Below are 17,981 nucleotides of genomic sequence, written 5' to 3' on the forward strand. Positions count from 1 at the left end.
TGGAGCATCGCGCGGCGATGCGCTAGACAGGGGTGGAGGAGAAAATCGATGGTCAATGTGACGCCGGCCGATCTTCACCACCTCGTCGTTCTGGCGCATCCCGCCGAGGCAAGCTTCAACCACGCGGTCGCCGCCGCTTATGCCGATGCCGTGCGCGAATGCGGCCAGTCCGTCACCATCCGCGATCTTTATCGAACCGGCTTCGATCCGCTGCTTCGCGCGGAAGAACGCCCCGAGGCCGCGGACTTTCACCTCTCGCCGGACGTGCGGCAGGAACTGGCGCTGGTGGGCGACGCGGGCGCCATCACGCTCGTCTATCCGATCTGGTTCGGGATGCCGCCGGCGATCATCGTCGGCTATATCGATCGCGTGCTGGGCGCCGGGCTCACCGCCACCGCGATCCGGCACGACCGCCCGAGCGAGACACTGCAGAACAAACAGTTCGTGCTGCTCACCACCTCCGGCGCGACGCTGCCGTGGCTGGCGGAGCGCGGGCAATGGGAGGGGATGCGCGAGGCATTCGACACCTATCTCGAAACGATCTTCTCGTTCGAAACCGTGGAGCACGAGCATCTCGATTCGATCGTCGCACCGCTTTCGCCGGACTATGCGGGCCAATGCCTCGAGCGGGTTGCCGAGCGCGCGAGGCTGACCTGCAGCGTGATGCTCAGCAAGGCGCACGAGCGACAGAAAACCGAAAAGCTGGCGCGACTGAGCGGCGAGTGAATCCGCGGCCGGCATGATCTTGCACGCCGCTCGGGCCGCTCCACGCAAATCGCGGGGAGATCTGCGGCGGAGCGTGCCAGTACCGTCGCCAGACCCGCCATTGAACCTTGCAGGCGTAATGTATAGACATAACGGCGGGTAAGGGATGGCGTGATGCGGCAGACGGAAACGGTCCTTCATTTCGCGCGCGCGCTGCTGCCGGCCGGCTGGGCGCGCGATGTGCGCGTCGCGATCGCGAACGGAACGCTGGCGGCGATCGATGTGGGCGTGGCGCCACGCGCCGGCGATTCCCGCAATGCGATCGCGCTGCCGGGCATGCCGAACCTCCACAGCCACGCGTTTCAGCGCGGCATGGCGGGACTGGCGGAGTCGCGCGGCGAGAGCGCCGACAGCTTCTGGACGTGGCGCGCCGTGATGTATCGGTTCGCGGACCGGCTGACGCCGGACCAACTCGCGGCGATCGCGGCGATGGCCTATGTCGAGATGCTGGAGACCGGCTTCACCCGGGTCGGCGAATTTCACTACCTTCATCATGATCCGGCGGGCGCGCCCTATGCGAATCGGGCGGCGATGGCGGAAGCGATCGTCGCGGCGGCGGCGGAAACCGGCATCGGGCTGACCCTGCTGCCCGTATTCTACGCGCACGGCGGCTTCGGCGGGGCGGCGCCGATCGAGGGGCAGCGCCGTTTTCTGCACGACATCGACGGCTACGCGCGATTGCTGGACGAGAGCCGTTCCGCCGCGCGGCCGTTGTCAGACGCGCGTGTCGGCATCGCTCCGCACAGCCTGCGCGCAGTGACGCCCGAGCAACTCGCGCTGCTCGAGCGTCTCGCCGGGGACGCGCCGATCCACATCCACATCGCCGAGCAGGTCCGCGAGGTGGAAGACTGCCTCGCATGGAGCGGCGCGACGCCGGTGCAATGGCTGCTGGGCAATGCGCCCGTCGATGATCGCTGGTGCCTCGTCCATGCCACGCACATGACCGAAGCCGAGACACTGGCGCTGGCGCGCAGCGGCGCGGTGGCCGGACTGTGCCCGATCACCGAGGCCAATCTGGGCGACGGGATCTTTCCGGCCGCCGAATATCTGGCCGCCGGCGGCCGGATCGGCATCGGCTCGGATTCGAACGTGCTGATCGATATGACGGAGGAGGTGCGCGTCCTCGAATATGGTCAGCGGCTGACGCGGCGGCTGCGCAACGCGCTGGCCAGCGACCGCACGCGATCGACCGGGCGCGCCCTGTTGGCGTCGGCGCTGGCGGGAGGTGCACAGGCGCTCGGCGCATCGGCGGCGCTGGCGCCGGGCAATGCCGCAGACATCGTATCGCTCGATGCAGCGCATCCGGCGTTGCTCGCCCGCGACGATGATGCGTTGCTCGATTCGCTGATCTTCGCGGCAGGCCGCGGCGCGATCGACGGCGTGTGGCGGCGCGGCGAGCAATTGGTATCCGGAGGCCGGCATCGCGCCCGCGCTGGTGTGGAAGCCGGCTTTCGGGAGGTGCTGGAAGCGATCCTCGCCAACAGCTGAGGGCGATGCCGCGCGCCAGGGATGGGATCGCCTGCCGATCGCGCGCCCGGCCAGACGGGGAGGCCGGGGGACGGCCCGCGCCCACAGGTTGCGTCAGGGGAGTCGGCCGCCGCCACGGAAATTCCGCCGGGTAGCGCCCGGCAATGGTACGGGTGGTCGGACTCGAACCGACAAGTTGTTGCCAACGGCGGATTTTGAGTCCGCTGCGTCTACCAATTCCGCCACACCCGCGTGCCGATTGGCGCTTAAATGGCCAAAAGGATCGACTTCGCCGAGCCTATAGGCGAGCCGTGGCGGGAATTCCAGCCACGAACCGCATGTCGAAAACCGATCGGCGCGCAGGCGCCTGCCGATCCGCGCGCATGATGCGGTTCCGGCGCTGGCAGACCGCCAAAAGTCGAGATTATCACGGCTTTTACCGTTGGGCGGCTAGCGATGGCTGCGAACGGGAGTGAAGATCGATGGCAATTCAGGGGGAAGTGCGCAGCGGCCATGCGCGGGCGGCGTTGATCGTTGCCGCATTGTTCGTCGCGGTGCGGCTTATCGTTCTGGCGCTTGGCCAACGCTTCGATGCGGACAATCTGACGAGCTGGATGCAGATCGCGGACCTTGCGCTGCTGCGGGAGCATCTGTGGCGCACGCTCTGGTATCTTCACAGCCAGCCGCCGTTGTTCAACCTGATGATCGGCCTGGCGCTTCGGGCGGGGCCGGCGGGATTTCCGTGGGTGATCGGCGTGATCTACGCGATCGTGACGCTGGGCGGGATTCTTGCGGTCCAGGCGCTCGTGCGCGATCTGACGGGCCGCCCGCGGCTCGCCTTCATCGTGGCGGCATGGCTGTGCGTGTCACCCGCCGTGCTCCTGTTTTCCCAGAAGCTTTATTATGACGGGCTGGTGCCGTGGCTGCTGTGCATGGCGCTGTGGGGAATCCATGCCGGGCTGGCGCGCCGCTCGGCAGGCTGGCTGTTCTTCGGCTTCGCGGCGCTGGCGACGACGACGTTGCTGCGTTCGATGATTCATCCGGCGCTGTTCGTCGCGGTGCTTGCGATCGCCCTGCTGGCCGGCGCGGGGCTTCGGCGGCGGGTGGCGCTGGCGGCGGCATTGCCCGCGATGGCGATCGGCGCGGTGATGCTGAAGAACGTCGTGGTTTTCGGCTCCACGGCGCTCAGCAGCTGGGCGCCGCTCAACGTCGATCACACCACGGTCGATCGCCTTCCGCTCGCCACGCGCGTGGCGATGATCCGGGACGGGCGGCTGTCGCGCTTCGCCGTGGTGCAGGGCTTCTCGCCGCCGCCGGTGTATCTCGCGATGCTGCCGCCGATCCCGCCGACTGGCGAGCCAAGCCTCGACAACCTGCGCAAATCGACCGGTGAGGATAACTGGAACCACATCCTGTACACGAAAATCGGTGCCGCGCGCACACGTGACGCGATGGTGGGGCTGGCGGCCGACCCGGGCGGTTTCGCCGGGGTGCTCGCGACCTCGCTCTACCATTTCAACCGACCGCCGAGCGAGTTCAAGGGCCTGGAGCGGAACCGTGCGGTGATCGCGCCATGGGAGCGTGCCGCCAACGCGATCGTCGGGCTTCAGCCGGCGGCGTGGCTTGGCCGGACCGACGATCCGGCGCGCACTGCGGCGCCGCTGATGCAGATATCGTTGACCGCGCTCGCCGGGTTGCTGCTGTTCGTCGCGTTCGGCGTTTCCGTCTGCGTGCGGCTGATCGCGCTGCTGCGCGCCCGCGCCTTAGCAAACATGGCGCCCGCGCTGGCGATCGAGGCGGTTCTCCTGCTGCTGGGCGGGTGGGTGATCGCGATCTCCAGTTCGTTCGACGTGTGGGAGAATAATCGCGCGCGTTTCGACATCGGGCCGGTGCTGACGATCGGGGCCGTGATCTGCGCCGTGCGGCTGTACGACCGCTGGCGCGCGCGCCGGCAGACCGGGCAATCGTCTTAACCCAGGTTATATCGCCTGCGTTCCAATCCCCGCTTTCTTGCCATAAGCGGCGATTTCTCTATGCCGCACGTTGCATGCCGATGGCTCTTCGGCGCAGAACGCCCGGATGCAGATGACGAACGCGACCCAGCGGCCAACGCCGGTTTCGAAATCCGGCCTGGACGCCCGCACTGCGCTGGGGCTCGCGGTGATGATCCTGTTCTTCATCGCCACCGGCGCCATCGCCTTCTTCAACGTGCGGGGACTTTCAGACGATGCGGTGCAGCTTCAGAAGTCGCATACGATCATCCGCTCGATCGACGATCTGCTTTCCGTCGTGCAGGATGCCGAAACGGGGCAGCGCGGTTATCTGTTGACCGGCAACGAACGCTATCTGGAACCCTATCGCGACGCGGTCGCGGGGCTGGACGGCCGCATCGACCACATCGCCTCACTCACCGCAGGCAACCCCATCGAAACGGCGCGGCTGGTGGCCCTGCGGCGCCATATCCGCAGCAAATTCGCCGAGCTGAAAGAGACGATCGACGTTCGCCGCACGCAGGGCGCCGCGCCGGCTATCGCGATCGTCAACAGCGATCGCGGCAAGGCGGAGATGGATGCGATCCGCGAGCAGCTCGAGGTGATGCTGCAGGAAGAAACGCGGCTGCGGCGCGAAGGCGTCGTGGCGATGGACGCGGCGTATCAGGTGGCACGGCTCAGCATCCTCATTACCTGTATCGTCGGGGTGGCGCTGACGCTGTTCATCGGGGTTCTGATCCGCCGCGCCGCACTGGCGCGGGCGCGGCGGGATTGGCTCCAGTCCGGGCAGGTGGGACTGGCGTCGGCCGTGATCGGCGATCTCGGCACCGCGCAGATCGGCGACAATATCCTGGCATTTCTGGTGCGCTTCCTGGATGCGCAGGCGGGCGCGGTGTTTATCGGCGACGGCAGCAATTATCGCCGCGTCTCGACCTATGGCGTGCCGCCCGACGCCACGATCGTCGAAGCGTTTTCACGCGGCGAAGGATTGCTCGGACAGGTCGCGGTGGATGGCGCGTCGGTGGTGATCGGCGATGTGCCGGATGGTTATCTGACGATCGGCTCGGCGCTGGGGCGCGATCGCCCGCGTCATCTCGCCATTGCGCCCGCGGCTGCCGATGGCCTTGTGCAGGGCGTGATCGAACTCGGCTTCCTGCGCCCGATCGACGATCGCACGCTGGAACTGCTTGGCGAAGTGGCGGGGCCGCTGGGCGTCGCCCTGCGCTCTGCCCGGTATCGCGCGGAATTGCAGAACCTGCTGGAGGAAACGCAGCGCCAGTCCGAGGAAATGCAGGTCCAGAGCGAGGAACTGCGCGTTTCGAACGAGGAACTGGAAGAGCAGGGGCGCGCGCTGCGCGAATCGCAGACGCGACTGGAGCAGCAACAGGCGGAACTTGAGCAGACCAACGTCCAGCTCGAGGAACAGGCGCAGCGGCTTGAGGTGCAGCGCGACAAGCTCGCGCTTTCCAATGCCGCAGTGGAGCTGAAGGCGCGCGAACTGGAACAGGCCAGCCAGTACAAGTCCGATTTCCTCGCCAACATGTCGCACGAACTGCGCACGCCGCTCAATTCGTTGCTGATCCTCTCCAAGCTGCTCGGCGACAACCCTGACGACAATCTCTCCGACGAGCAGGTGAATTACGCCCGCACGATCCATTCGTCGGGGAATGATCTGCTCGGCCTCATCAACGACATCCTCGATCTGTCGAAGATCGAGGCGGGGCATGTTCAGGTGCAGCCGGAAACGGTGGAAATGGAACGGCTGGCGAAAGACCTGCGTGCGTTGTTCCAGCCGGTCGCCGACGAGAAGGGACTGGCGCTCGATATCGTCATCGCGCCGGATTGCCCGCCGACGATCGATACCGATCGGCAGCGGCTGGAGCAGATCCTGAAGAACCTGCTCTCCAATGCGTTCAAGTTCACCGAGACCGGCAGCGTGCGGGTGTCGATCGATCGCGTCGCGGATGATCGGATCGCGCTCGCCGTCACCGATACCGGCATCGGCATCACCGCGGAGCATCAGCGCAGCATCTTCGAGGCGTTCCAGCAGGCCGATGGCACGATCAGCCGGAAATACGGCGGCACCGGCCTTGGCCTTTCGATCTCGCGTGAGCTGGCGCGGCTGCTCGGGGGCGCTATCACACTGACCAGCGCGGAGGGCGAGGGCAGCACCTTCACCGTCACGATCCCGTCCACCTATGATCCCGCGCACGTCGCGCCGCGCGAGCCCGCGGCGCCTGTTGCCGCACCGGCCGCCCCGGCTCGCGTTGACACGTCGTCACTACCGCGCGTCGCCGTGCGCCCGCGACGCATCGAGGACGATCGCGATCAGCTGGCCGACGCGCGCCGCATCCTGCTGGTTGTGGAAGACGATACCACATTCGCCGGGATCGTCCGCGATCTATCGCGCGAGATGGGCTTCCAGACGCTCGTCGCCGGCACTGCGGAAGAGGCGCTCGCGCTGGCACGGAGCCACCGGCCAAGCGCGGTCGTCCTCGACGTGGGGCTGCCCGATCAGTCCGGCCTGGCGGTGCTTGACCGGCTGAAGCGGGACGTGGCGACGCGGCATATCCCGGTTCACGTGGTATCCGGCAGCGATCATACGCAGACCGCGCTGTCGCTCGGTGCGATCGGCTATCTCAAGAAGCCGGTGAAGCGCGAGGATCTGGCCGGGGTGCTGGAATCGCTGGCCTCCACGCTGACCCGCACCGTGCGGCGCGTGCTGATCGTCGAGGACGACGCGCGCCAGCGAGATGCGGTGGCAAAGCTCCTGTCGTCGGGCGAGGTGGAGACAGTCGGCGCGGGCACGGCGGCAGAATGCCTGGAGCGGCTGGAGCAGCAGACGTTCGATTGCATGGTGCTCGATCTGTCGCTGCCCGACGCGACCGGCTTCTCGCTGCTGGAGACGCTGAGCGCGGATGGCACGCACGCCTTCCCGCCGGTGATCGTCTATACCGGGCGCGATCTTTCGCCTGACGAGGAGCAGCGCCTGCGCCGCTATTCGGATTCGATCATTATCAAGGGCGCGCGTTCCCCCGAGCGGCTGCTCGACGAAGTTTCGCTGTTCCTTCATCAGGTGGTCAACGACCTGCCGCTCGAACAGCAGAAAATGATCCAGAAGGCGCGCAGCCGCGACGCCATTCTGGAAGGGCGCCGTATCCTCATCGTCGAGGATGACGTGCGCAACGTCTATTCGCTGACCAACATCCTCGAACCGCGCGGCGCGCGGGTGGAGATCGCGCGCAACGGGCAGGAGGCGCTCGACGCGCTCGAAAAGGCATCCGCCGACCCGGCCGCGGCGATCGATCTGGTGCTGATGGACGTGATGATGCCGGTGATGGACGGCCTAACCGCGACGCGCGCGATCCGCGACGACGAGCGCTGGCGCAAGCTGCCGATCATCACCCTCACCGCCAAGGCGATGCCCGACGATCAGGAACGCTGCATCGAGGCGGGCGCGAACGATTACATGGCCAAGCCGCTGGACGTGGACAAGCTGCTCTCGCTCGTCCGCGTCTGGATGCCGCGCTAGGCCGCCGCCGATGCGCGACGAGATCGAGGATATCGAGATCGAGCTGCTGCTCGATGCGCTGTTCCGGCGATATCATTATGATTTTCGCAACTACGCGCGCGCATCGGTCAAGCGGCGGCTGCGGCAGGCGCGCGAGCAGCTCGGCTTCCGCAATTTCTCCGCCATGCAGGAGGCGCTGCTTCACGAGCCGGCGATGCTGACGACGCTGCTCGGTTATCTCACGGTGCAGGTGAGCGAGATGTTTCGCGATCCGCTCTATTTCCGTGCGCTCCGCGAAAAGGTGGTGCCGCACCTGCGCACCTATCCCTCGCTGCGGATCTGGATTGCGGGGTGCAGCAGCGGCGAGGAGCTTTATTCCTTCGTGATCCTGTTCCGCGAGGAGGGGCTTGAGGAACGAACGCTGTTCTACGCAACCGACATCAACCCGGAGGCGCTGAAGATCGCATCGAGCGGCATCTATTCCCTGGACCGGATCAAGGCGTTCACCGAAAACCATCAGAAATCCGGCGGAAAGACCTCGCTCTCCGATTATTACAGCACGGCCTATGGCGCGGCGGCGTTCGACAAGACGCTGCGCGATCGCGTCGTATTCTCCGACCACAGCCTCGTCACCGATGCGGTATTCGCGGAGATGCACCTGATCTCCTGCCGCAACGTGCTGATCTATTTCGATCGCCCGCTGCAGAACCGCGCGATCGGGCTGTTCCGCGAGTCCCTGGCACGCAACGGCTTTCTCGGGCTGGGCGCGAAGGAGAGCCTGCGTTTCTCCGAGCACGCGGGCTCTTTCACCGATTTCGTGCGCGACGAGAAAATCTACCAGAGACGCGAGCCGTGAGCGCCGCACGGATCGAGGCGGTGGTGATCGGCGCTTCCGCCGGCGCGGTGGAGGCGCTGTCCGCGATCCTGCCGCGTCTGCCGGTCGATTATCCACTCGCGGTGATCGTGGTGGTGCATGTGCCCTCGGACCGGCGCAATGTTCTCGCGGCGTTGTTCCGATCGAAATGCCGCATCGACGTGTGCGAGGCGGAGGACAAGGAGCCGGTCGCGGCGGGCAAGGTCTATTTCGCGCCGCCCGACTATCACCTGCTGGTGGAGGGCGATCGCACGCTGTCGTTGTCGGCCGACGATCCGGTGCTCTATTCCCGGCCCTCGATCGATGTGCTGTTCGAAAGCGCCGCGGACGCTTATGGTCCCGCGCTGGCTGGCGTGGTGCTTACCGGCGCCAATCAGGATGGCGCGCGCGGATTGGCGGCGGTGGCCGAGGCCGGCGGCATCGTGATGGTGGAGGATCCGGCGACCGCCACCGCATCAACAATGCCGGCGGCGGCGCTGCACGAATGCCCCGCCGCACGGCCATTGTCTCTCGACGCGATCGCGTCCTGTTTGCTTGATTTCGGAGGAATTTAAGAGGCTTGATGGAGCGGGTTAATTTTCTCCTGGTCGATGATCTGGAAGGCAATCTCCTTTCGCTGGAGGCGTTGCTGCGTGGCGATGATGTGACCGTGCTGAAAGCGCGATCGGGGGAGGCGGCGCTCGAGCTGCTGTTGCACCATGATGTCGCGCTGGCGCTGCTCGATGTTCAGATGCCGGGCATGGACGGGTTCGAGCTGGCCGAATTCATGCGCGGCAACGAGCGGACCCGGCATATCCCGATCATCTTCGTGACGGCGGGGAGCGCCGACCAGCAGCGCCGCTTTCGCGGCTATGAGGCTGGCGCGGTTGATTTCATCCAGAAGCCGATCGAGCCGGATATACTGCGCAGCAAGGCGCGGATCTTCTTCGATCTCTACCGCCAGCGGCGGCGGCTCGCCGAGAAGCGCGACCAACTCGAGGCGCTGACCGCGGCACTGCGCGATGCCGATCGCCGCAAGGACGAGTTTCTCGCGATGCTGGGGCATGAACTGCGCAACCCGGTGGCGGCGCTGAGCGGCGGCCTGCACCTGCTCAATCGCCGCGACACCGGCGAGCATACCGCCGCGATCCGCGAGCAGATGGGGCGGCAGCTCACGCACCTTTCGCGCCTCATCGAGGATCTTCTCGATATCTCGCGGATAAGCGAGGGCAAGATATCGCTCCAGCGCGAGCGGATCGACCTGTGCGAGGTGGTCAGAACCGCCGTTGAGATGAGCCGGCAGGGCTTCGAGGCGAGCGAACTGGAATTCAGCGAGGAACTGCCGCCGTCGCCGGTGTGGCTGATCGCCGATCACACGCGGCTGGCGCAGGTCATCGGCAATCTGCTGATCAATGCCGCGAAATACACCCCGCCCGGCGGTGCGGTCGCGCTGAAGGTGCGTTGCGATGCGAGCCATGCGGAGATCGTCGTGGCCGACACGGGGATCGGGATTCCGATCGAGATGCAGTCGCGCATCTTCCAGATATTCGAGCAGGTCGAGGATCACCGCATCCGCGCGCAGGGTGGACTTGGCATCGGGCTGGCGCTGGTGAAGCAGCTCGTCGCACTGCACGAGGGAACCATCGCGGTGGAAAGTGGCGGGCCGGGCGCGGGCAGCACCTTCACCGTAAAGGTGCCGCTCGCGCCGGTTGCGTCCGATGCCTGATCGAGGGTGCGCCCGGCGTGGATGACTGTTAGGATACTGCAATGACAGCGGCGGGCATCCTTGGGCTGGCGGCAAGCGTCAGCCTGTTGAGCGGATGGCGCCTGTATGTCTGCGTGTTCGTCACGGGGCTTGCGATGCATTTCGGCTGGATCGCGATGCCGGCCCATCTCCATGCGCTGGATGTGTTTGCCAATCCCTGGGTGATCGCTGTCGCGGGCGTCGGCGCGGTGGCCGAATTCTTCGCGGACAAGGTGATGTGGATCGATAGCGCGTGGGATTCCGTCCACACGCTGATCCGCCCGGTCGGCGGGGCGCTGCTCGCGCTCGCCATCGTCGATCCCGGCGATCCGACGTGGCAGGTTATCGCGGTGTTGCTCGGCGGCGGCGCGGCGTTACTGACGCATGGTGCAAAGGCCGGCACCCGGGCGGTGGCCAATGCCAGCCCGGAGCCGTTCTCGAATATCGCCCTGTCAACCGGTGGAGACATTGCCACCACCGGGCTGCTGCTTACCGCCTTCGCCAGCCCGTGGGCGGCGATCGCGGTGGCCGTCATGGTCGTTGTCGTGGCGGTCGCGGTGCTGGTGTTGCTGCGGAGTTTCTATCGCCGCGTCGTCCGCAAACGCGGTACGCCTGCGCGCTGAGATCAGCGCTCGGCGCGCGCCTGCATCACGCGCCGGCCATCGGCGGCGAACGCGCCCAGTTCGATCCCTTCGCCATCGCTCTTCATCGCCAGATGCAGCGTCTCGCTCGCGATCGCGGGTGAAATGCCGCGGAAGGAGAACGTGCGCAGGGCATGATCGCCAAGCTCGCGCCGCGCCAGCTCCAGCAACAAGGTCGCCGTGAGCGGCGCCTGCACCACCAGCCCGCGATATCCCTCTTTCGATGTGGCATAAGCTAGATCGTAGTGGATGCGATGGCTGTTGAAGGTGAGCGCCGAATAGCGGAACAACAACGCTGGCGATGGCGCGATCGTGCGTACCGTGCCCCATGCCGCCGCATCGAACCTGCCGGCCCCGGCAGGCGGGGGAGCCGGCGGCGCATCCTTGGCCGCGGCCTCGCGATAGACGATCGACTGCACCTCTCGCACCGCAAGCACGCCGTCAGCGAGCACATCGTGCGCGACATCGACGAAGACGAGCTCGCCGGACGCCCCGTGCTTCTGCGACACCGACAGGATACGTGATTGCCGCGTCACCCTGTCATCGACGCGCAGCGGCCTGGCGAATTCCATCCGGCTCGATGCCCACATCCGGCGTGGCAACGTTACAGGGGGAAGGAAGCTGCGCGTGCCGAGATCACGGCGCGGATGCCCGTCCGGGCTCAGCATCGCGGTGGGCGCATCGGGGAGGCACAGGCACCAATGGTAGCCAACCGGCACCGAGCCATCATGCGGGATGGCGCGATCGAGCGTCGCGCACCAGCGTGTCACGGCGCCCAGATCCACCCGGTCGGTCTGTGTGTCGCTGCGGCCGGTCCACGCGCTCCAGTCGTCCATCATGTCCTCTCCGGTTAGCGCTCAGGCGGCGCGTTCGAAGATCGCTGCTATCCCTTGTCCGCCGCCGATGCACATGGTTTCTAGACCGTAGCGCCCGTCGCGGCGTTGCAGCTCGCGGGTGAGATTGGCGAGGATGCGACCGCCGGTCGCGCCGATCGGATGGCCCAGCGAAATGCCGGAGCCGTTGACGTTGAGGATCTCGTTGCGGCTGTCGTCCTCCGACCAGCCCCAGCCCTTGAGCACGGCCAGCACCTGCGGCGCGAACGCTTCGTTCAGCTCGACGAGATCGATATCGCCCCAGCCCAGGCCGTTGCGGGCGAACAATCGCTCGACCGCCGGCACCGGGCCGATCCCCATGCGCGCGGGGTCGCAACCCGCGGCGGCGGCGCTGTGGAACCAGGCGATCGGCTCCAGCCCCAGCTCTTCCAGCTTGTCCTCCGCGACGACGAGACAGGCGGCGGCGGCGTCATTCTGCTGGCTGGCGTTGCCGGCAGTGACGATCGCGCCCGGGATCGCCTTCGCCTCCAGCGGCTTCAGCGCGCCCAGCGTCGCCAGGCTGGCATCGGCGCGATACCCTTCGTCATGCGCGAAGATCACCGGATCGCCCTTGCGCTGCGGCACCGGAACGGGAACGAGTTCGTCATCGAACAAGCCGTTGGCCCATGCCGCAGCGGCGCGCTGGTGCGAGCGGACGGCATAGGCATCGGCCGCCTCGCGCGAAATGCCGTAATCGCGCGCGAGGTTTTCGGCCGTCTCGATCATCCCGCTGATGACGCCGAACCGCTCGATCGGCTGCGACATCAGCCGCCCGCGGGTGAGGCGATCATGCAGCATCAGCCCGCCCGCGCGGGTGCCGCGCCGGCCCTCGGTGGTATAATATTCGACGTTCGACATGCTCTCGACGCCGCCCGCGACTACCACGTCGCTCATGCCGGTCTGCACCATCATCGCGGCATTGATAACCGCCTGCAGCCCGGAGCCGCAGCGCCGATCGAGCTGATAGCCCGGCACATCGATCGGCAGACCCGCGGCGAGCCAGGACCAGTGGCCGATCGCGGGAGCCTCGGCATTGCCATAGCCTTGCGAGAAAACCACGTCGTCCACCCGCGCCGGATCGATCTTCGTCCGCTCGATCAGCGACTTGAGAATCACCGCACCAAGCTGCCCGGCATTCAGATCGGCGAGGGCGCCGCCGAACTTGCCGACGGCGGTACGGATCGGGGCGACGATGGCGGCACGGCGCTGGGTCATTGGGCAATTCCTATGATGCGGGAGTCGATGAGACGGGCGATCTCGCCCGATGAGAGCGACAGTCGTTCAGCCAGCACCTGCTCGGTATGCTGGCCGTTGCGGGGCGCGGGGCGCGGCGGCTGACGATCGAGCTGCGGCACGGTGGCGAAGGCGCCGGCGGCAGGATAGACGATGCCGCTCGGGTTTTCGGCCACGCCGAAGATCGGATTGTCCGCCACCAGGGCGGGATCCCGCACCGCTTCGGACATGCTGCGGTACGCCGAATGGACCACACCGCCAGCATCGAACGCGGCGGCGAGATCGGCGTGCGCGCGCGCCCCGACCGCCTGCTCGAATAGCGGAAACAGCGCGTCGCGATGATCGAAGCGCAGCCCGTCATCGGTAGCGAACGATACACCCAGCCGCGCTTCCGCCGCCGCGACCGCCTCTTCCAGGCCGAGCGCGGCAATCAGGTTCGCCCATTGCCGTGGCGTGACGACGACGATCATGGTCCGCACGCCATCGGCGGTGACGAAATCGCGCCCGAACAGCCCGTATACCGTATTCCCCAGCCGGGGCCGGTCATGCCCCTCGTACATCACCTCCGCCAGGCTGCCGAGATTGGCGACCGTGCCGATGGCGACATCCGAGAGCGGAATGCGGATCTCCCCGCCGTTGCCTGTTTCCGCGCGGCGTCGCAGCGCGGCGAGCAACGCGAAGGCGGCATAGGCCCCGCTCAGCAGATCCCATGCCGGCAACACATGGTTGACGGGCTCTGGCCCCGTGCCGGTGAGCAGCGGATAACCGACCGAATTGTTGACGGTATAGTCCAGTGCCGGGGTGCCATCCGCCCAGCCCATCACGCGAACGGTGATGAGATCGGCCCGTTCCTGCGCCAGCACGTCATGCGCCATGAAGCCCTTCACCGGAAAATTGGTGATGACCTGCCCGGTCACGCGGATCAGCGCCTGCAACAATTCGCGCCCCTCCGGCCGGGCGAGATCGAGCGCGACCGATTTCTTCGCGCGGTTGAGGTTTTCCCAATAGAGCGAGTCATCGTTCGCCGTGACCGGCCAGCGGCGGAAATCCGGGCCACCGCCAATCTGATCGACGCGGATCACCTCCGCCCCCATCTGCGCGCAATACAGCCCGGCAGTCGGCGATGCGACGAAGGACGATGCCTCGATCACCGACAGGCCGCCAAGCAGATCGTACACCGCCGCTCAGCCCTGTGCGTTGAATTCGCGCAGCATGTGCTTGGCGATCTGGAGCTGGAGGATCTGCGTCGTCCCCTCGTAGATGCGGTAGATGCGCGCATCGCGGAAGAAGCGCTCGGCATCATATTCCGCAAGATACCCCGCCCCGCCATAAACCTGTACGCAGCGATCAACCACGCGGCCGCACATTTCGGAGGCGAACACCTTGAACGCCGCCGCCTTGCGCAGCACGTTCTCCCCCGCATCGGCGCGGCGCGTGACGTCCGCCATCATCGTTTCTGCGGCGTAGATCTCGATCTCGCTGTCGGCGAGCATCTGCTGGATGAGCTGGAAATTGGCGATCGGCTCGCCAAACGCCTTGCGTTCGGTGGCGTAGCGGATCGCGCTGTCGAGCGCGCGGCGGGCATAAGCGGTGGCCGCCGCGCCGACCGACACGCGCCCGTTGTCCAGGCTCATCATGGCGTAAACAAAGCCCTTGCCGAGTTCCCCGCCAAGCAGCGCGTCATCGGTGACGTGGACATCTTCGAGGATGATATCGGCGATATGGCTGCCGGACTGGCCCATCTTCTTGTCGGACTTGCCGATCGACACGCCCGGCGCCTCCATCGGCACGATGAAGGCGGAGACGTGCGCGTTCTTGGGCAAATTCTCTTTGCCGGTCCGCGCCATGATGAGGCCGACCTTCGCGTGGGGCGAATTGGTGATGTAGCGTTTCGTGCCGTTCAGCACCCAGCCGGTATCGGTCTTGACGGCGCTCGTCTGCAGCCCGGCGGAATCCGATCCCGATCCGGGCTCGGTCAGCCCGAAACAGGCGATCTCGCCCGCCGCGACGCGCGGCAGCCACTCGGCCTTTTGCGCCGCCGTCCCGCCGTTCTTCAAGGCGGAGCAGAACATGCCGATGTTGATCGAGATGATCGAGCGGAACGCGGGCATCGCATAGCTCAGCGTGTGGATCGTCCGCACATATTGGCTGACGTTCATTCCCGCGCCGCCGAATTTCTCGGGCATGGTCAGCCCGAACAGACCCATATCGCGCATCTCGGCGAGAATATCGGCGGGAATCTCGTCGCTCTCGATGATCGCGCGCTCGGCCGGGATCAGTCGATCGCGCACATAGCGGTGAAGCTGCTCGATGAACTGCTCGAAGACCTCCGCGTCCATGCCGGGGTTGGTGTTGCTCATGGCGATATCCTCAAACCGGATCGTAAGGGAAAACGTGTGCCGAAACCTCGTCGGCGCGGGCGAAGCTGGAGCGGAAGGCCGGGATCAGCTCATCGGCGATGCTCTCCGCCGTCCAGCCCTCGACCTTCACCATGGAACGGATCGGGCGTGGCTTGGAGAACAGCATGATCTCGTTGCGACGCACCGAGAAGATCTGGTTCGTCACGTCAACCGATCGATCGGATGCTAGATAGGCGACGAGCGGGGCGATCTTGTCAGCGCTCATCGATTGCATCCGTTCGACGCGCTGCTTCTGTTCGGGCGTCTCGGCGGGGATGGAGGCAGTCATGCGGCTCCACGCGAAAGGGGCGATGCAATTGGATCGCACGCCGACCCGCGCCATGTCGAGCGCGATCGACTGCGACATCGCGACCAGCCCCAGTTTCGCTGCCGAATAGTTTGCCTGCCCCAGATTGCCGATCAGCCCGCTGGTGGAGGTGAAATGGATGAAGCTGCCCGATTGCTGTTCGCGAAAATAGGGCGTCGCGGCCTTTGATACGTTGAATGCGCCGGTGAGGTTGACATCGATGACGCTCGTCCAGTCCTCGTAGCTCATCTTGTGCCAGATCGTGTCGCGCAGGATGCCGGCGTTGTTCACCACCGCGTCGACCCGGCCGAAGCGCTGGACGGCATCCTCGATGACCGATGCCGCCGCCTTGGGATCGGCGACATCGGCGAGGTTGGCACAAGCCTTCCCGCCCGCCGCGACGATATCCGCCGCCGTCGTTTCGGCGGGGCCCCTGTCCGCGCCGTCGCCGCCCTGCGCCACGCCGGGATCGTTGACGACCACCGCGGCACCCTCCCGCGCGCACAGCAGCGCGATCTCGCGCCCGATGCCGCGCCCGGCGCCGGTGATCGCGACGACCTTTCCTTCAAGAATGCGGTTCACATTTTCTCTCCCGGGTCGATGTGGGGGCGATAATCCGACTTTCGAAATTCTTCAATATTGAGAATTGATTTTCATCATTGTGAAAACTAATTCTGGGCGATGACGTCTCCGGTGCGCTCCGTTTCGCAGGCTTTCGCGATTTTGCGCTTGCTCGCCGAAACCAATCCCATGTCACTCTCCGATATCGCCCGGATCGCCGGGCTCAGCCCGTCGACCTGTTTCAACCTGCTGAAAACCCTGCTGGCCGAGGGGGCGATCGAGCGGGACGCGCGGACGAAACACTATCGCCTGACGCGCGCCTGGGCGTCCAGCGATGCACTGCGCAACGATAGCGCACGCGCGCTGGCGGAGCGCGCGCGGCCGCATATGGCGAAGCTTGCCGAGGCCAATGACGCGGCGGTCGCCTTGTGGAAGGTGATCGCGCGCGAGCGCGTCGGCCTGGTCACACGGGCGGAGAGCAAGTCCGGGCTGCGCGTCGCGCTGGCGGACGGCCAGCGGCAACCGCTCGGTGGCGGCGCGGTGGGGCGCGCGCTCGCGGCCGAGGAGAGGATAGACGAGCAGGAACTCGCGCGGCGCTATCACGCCGTGCGCTGGCAGACGCCGCTGTCGTTCGACGACTATGCCGCGCAGGTGAAGGCGGCCGCCGAACGCGGGTTCGCGCTCGATCATGGCTTCGCGCACCGTGGCATCTGTACAGTCGCGGTGCCGATCGCCGGCATCTCACCCGGCTTCGCGCTGTCCGCGTCGGTGTTCGCCGGTTCGCTGGGCGACGCCGAGATCACGGTATTGGCGGAGGGGCTGCTGCGATTGCGCGCTACCTTGCTTCCCGCCTGAAACGCGGGCTTGCGCAGGCGGCAGGCGATACGCACGTAGGCATCACGCCATCCAGGAACACGATTCATGTCCACCCCGTTCGATCCGCCCATGCTGCCGATGATCGCGGTGGACGACTGCGATGAACGCTTTCCGGCTGGACGGATCTTCTGCGTCGGCCGCAACTATGCCGATCATGCGCGCGAGATGGGCAGCGATCCCGATCGAGAGCCGCCGTTCTTCTTCTACAAGTTCGCGCAGGCGCTGGTGCCGGGCGGCGGCACGATCGCTTATCCCCCGGCGACGGCCGATCTCCATTACGAGGCAGAACTGGTCGTCGCGATCGGCAAGGGCGGCGCGGCGGTTGCGCCGGGGCGGGCGCTCGATCTCGTCTATGGCTACGCCGCCGGGCTGGACATGACGCGACGCGATCTTCAGGCACGCGCCAAGGACAAGGGCAGACCGTGGGACACCGCGAAGAATTTCGCCTGCTCGGCGCCGATCGGGTCGTTGCGGCGGGTCAGCGAAAGCGGTCATGTCGGCTCGGGCGAGATCCGGCTGACGCTAAATGGCGAGACGCGCCAGTGCGGCGACGTGGCCGACATGATCTGGCGGCCGGCCGAGGTGATCGCGCATCTGTCGCGGCTGGAGCCGCTGTTGCCGGGTGATCTGATCTACACCGGCACGCCCGCCGGCGTCGGCGCGGTCATACCCGGCGACCGGCTCGAGGTCACTATTGCCGGCCTCTCCCCGCTCGCGGTGACGATCGGGGCGCGAGACGCCGCGTTCGACTGACGCACGGG

At 66.3% G+C, this 17,981-nt stretch carries 15 protein-coding genes and 1 tRNA gene; 10 read left to right on the forward strand and 6 right to left on the reverse strand.

Features of this window, described 5'->3' with window-relative positions:
* Positions 1–48: 48 nt before the first annotated feature.
* Together ACM61V_RS05410 and ACM61V_RS05415 are read left to right on the forward strand one after the other, a co-directional pair.
* Positions 49–726: an NAD(P)H-dependent oxidoreductase gene (locus tag ACM61V_RS05410; RefSeq protein WP_171007579.1), complete on the forward strand. Its 678-nt coding sequence runs from the start codon at positions 49–51 to the stop codon at positions 724–726.
* 153 nt (positions 727–879) lie between these two features.
* On the forward strand, positions 880–2,253 hold the full coding sequence (locus ACM61V_RS05415) for a formimidoylglutamate deiminase (RefSeq protein WP_137786841.1): 1,374 nt from the start codon (positions 880–882) through the stop codon (positions 2,251–2,253).
* A gap of 144 nt (positions 2,254–2,397) precedes the next feature.
* Here ACM61V_RS05415 and ACM61V_RS05420 read toward each other — a convergent pair.
* Positions 2,398–2,484 (reverse strand) — tRNA-Leu (locus tag ACM61V_RS05420).
* Positions 2,485–2,714: 230 nt separating this feature from the next.
* Between ACM61V_RS05420 and ACM61V_RS05425 the strand changes: the two genes are divergently transcribed.
* The 6 genes from ACM61V_RS05425 (at position 2,715) to ACM61V_RS05450 (ending at position 10,954) form a co-directional block, all read left to right on the forward strand.
* On the forward strand, positions 2,715–4,205 hold the full coding sequence (locus ACM61V_RS05425) for an ArnT family glycosyltransferase (RefSeq protein WP_137786840.1): 1,491 nt from the start codon (positions 2,715–2,717) through the stop codon (positions 4,203–4,205).
* A gap of 112 nt (positions 4,206–4,317) precedes the next feature.
* A complete protein-coding gene (locus ACM61V_RS05430) occupies positions 4,318–7,755 on the forward strand; it encodes a response regulator (protein WP_419713869.1) in 3,438 nt (1,145 codons plus the stop codon).
* 10 nt (positions 7,756–7,765) lie between these two features.
* Positions 7,766–8,590, forward strand: a complete 825-nt coding sequence (locus tag ACM61V_RS05435; RefSeq protein ID WP_137786838.1) for a CheR family methyltransferase — start codon at positions 7,766–7,768, stop codon at positions 8,588–8,590.
* Positions 8,587–9,162 carry a chemotaxis protein CheB gene (locus ACM61V_RS05440; RefSeq protein ID WP_137786837.1) on the forward strand — a complete coding sequence of 192 codons (576 nt, stop codon included), beginning with the start codon at positions 8,587–8,589 and terminating at the stop codon, positions 9,160–9,162. The genes ACM61V_RS05435 and ACM61V_RS05440 overlap by 4 nt, the downstream gene beginning before the upstream one ends.
* A gap of 8 nt (positions 9,163–9,170) precedes the next feature.
* The gene (locus tag ACM61V_RS05445; RefSeq protein WP_137786836.1) at positions 9,171–10,313 is read left to right on the forward strand and encodes a hybrid sensor histidine kinase/response regulator; all 1,143 of its coding nucleotides are present in this window, start codon (positions 9,171–9,173) and stop codon (positions 10,311–10,313) included.
* Positions 10,314–10,354: 41 nt separating this feature from the next.
* The gene (locus ACM61V_RS05450) at positions 10,355–10,954 is read left to right on the forward strand and encodes a DUF4126 domain-containing protein (RefSeq protein WP_137786835.1); all 600 of its coding nucleotides are present in this window, start codon (positions 10,355–10,357) and stop codon (positions 10,952–10,954) included.
* 2 nt (positions 10,955–10,956) lie between these two features.
* Here the strand turns inward: ACM61V_RS05450 and ACM61V_RS05455 are convergent, their stop codons facing one another.
* From ACM61V_RS05455 to ACM61V_RS05475, 5 genes are read right to left on the reverse strand one after another with little or no spacing between them, the layout of a single operon-like run.
* Positions 10,957–11,808 (reverse strand): FAS1-like dehydratase domain-containing protein, encoded by an 852-nt coding sequence (locus ACM61V_RS05455; protein WP_137786834.1) that lies wholly within the window; start codon positions 11,806–11,808, stop codon positions 10,957–10,959.
* Positions 11,809–11,829: 21 nt separating this feature from the next.
* The gene (locus tag ACM61V_RS05460; protein ID WP_137786833.1) at positions 11,830–13,059 is read right to left on the reverse strand and encodes an acetyl-CoA C-acetyltransferase; all 1,230 of its coding nucleotides are present in this window, start codon (positions 13,057–13,059) and stop codon (positions 11,830–11,832) included.
* Positions 13,056–14,255, reverse strand: coding sequence for a CoA transferase (locus ACM61V_RS05465; RefSeq protein WP_137786832.1), 1,200 nt, complete (start codon positions 14,253–14,255; stop codon positions 13,056–13,058). Before ACM61V_RS05465 ends, ACM61V_RS05460 begins: the two co-directional genes overlap by 4 nt.
* A 6-nt stretch (positions 14,256–14,261) precedes the next feature.
* Positions 14,262–15,437, reverse strand: a complete 1,176-nt coding sequence (locus ACM61V_RS05470) for an acyl-CoA dehydrogenase family protein (protein WP_137786831.1) — start codon at positions 15,435–15,437, stop codon at positions 14,262–14,264.
* 10 nt (positions 15,438–15,447) lie between these two features.
* Positions 15,448–16,356: an SDR family NAD(P)-dependent oxidoreductase gene (locus ACM61V_RS05475; protein WP_419714247.1), complete on the reverse strand. Its 909-nt coding sequence runs from the start codon at positions 16,354–16,356 to the stop codon at positions 15,448–15,450.
* Between the two features lie 108 nt (positions 16,357–16,464).
* On the opposite strand from ACM61V_RS05475, the gene ACM61V_RS05480 reads away from it, so the two are divergent.
* Both ACM61V_RS05480 and ACM61V_RS05485 read left to right on the forward strand, forming a co-directional pair.
* The gene (locus ACM61V_RS05480) at positions 16,465–17,199 is read left to right on the forward strand and encodes an IclR family transcriptional regulator (protein ID WP_137786829.1); all 735 of its coding nucleotides are present in this window, start codon (positions 16,465–16,467) and stop codon (positions 17,197–17,199) included.
* 66 nt (positions 17,200–17,265) lie between these two features.
* On the forward strand, positions 17,266–17,973 hold the full coding sequence (locus ACM61V_RS05485; RefSeq protein WP_137786828.1) for a fumarylacetoacetate hydrolase family protein: 708 nt from the start codon (positions 17,266–17,268) through the stop codon (positions 17,971–17,973).
* The last annotated feature ends 8 nt before the right edge of the window (positions 17,974–17,981 follow it).

It is taken from the genome of Sphingomonas sp. TX0543 (assembly GCF_048565505.1).
In the GTDB taxonomy this organism is placed as follows: domain Bacteria; phylum Pseudomonadota; class Alphaproteobacteria; order Sphingomonadales; family Sphingomonadaceae; genus Sphingomonas.

Bases quoted from the DNA above. Each gene is read 5' to 3' on its own strand.
- ACM61V_RS05450 (WP_137786835.1), top strand. From the start codon at position 10,355: ATGACAGCGGCGGGCATCCTTGGGCTGGCGGCAAGCGTCAGCCTGTTG.
- ACM61V_RS05425 (WP_137786840.1), top strand. From the start codon at position 2,715: ATGGCAATTCAGGGGGAAGTGCGCAGCGGCCATGCGCGGGCGGCGTTG.
- ACM61V_RS05410 (WP_171007579.1), top strand. From the start codon at position 49: ATGGTCAATGTGACGCCGGCCGATCTTCACCACCTCGTCGTTCTGGCG.
- ACM61V_RS05415 (WP_137786841.1), top strand. From the start codon at position 880: ATGCGGCAGACGGAAACGGTCCTTCATTTCGCGCGCGCGCTGCTGCCG.
- ACM61V_RS05485 (WP_137786828.1), top strand. From the start codon at position 17,266: ATGTCCACCCCGTTCGATCCGCCCATGCTGCCGATGATCGCGGTGGAC.
- ACM61V_RS05430 (WP_419713869.1), top strand. From the start codon at position 4,318: ATGACGAACGCGACCCAGCGGCCAACGCCGGTTTCGAAATCCGGCCTG.
- ACM61V_RS05445 (WP_137786836.1), top strand. From the start codon at position 9,171: ATGGAGCGGGTTAATTTTCTCCTGGTCGATGATCTGGAAGGCAATCTC.
- ACM61V_RS05460 (WP_137786833.1), bottom strand. From the start codon at position 13,059: ATGACCCAGCGCCGTGCCGCCATCGTCGCCCCGATCCGTACCGCCGTC.
- ACM61V_RS05455 (WP_137786834.1), bottom strand. From the start codon at position 11,808: ATGGACGACTGGAGCGCGTGGACCGGCCGCAGCGACACACAGACCGAC.
- ACM61V_RS05480 (WP_137786829.1), top strand. From the start codon at position 16,465: ATGACGTCTCCGGTGCGCTCCGTTTCGCAGGCTTTCGCGATTTTGCGC.
- ACM61V_RS05470 (WP_137786831.1), bottom strand. From the start codon at position 15,437: ATGAGCAACACCAACCCCGGCATGGACGCGGAGGTCTTCGAGCAGTTC.
- ACM61V_RS05435 (WP_137786838.1), top strand. From the start codon at position 7,766: ATGCGCGACGAGATCGAGGATATCGAGATCGAGCTGCTGCTCGATGCG.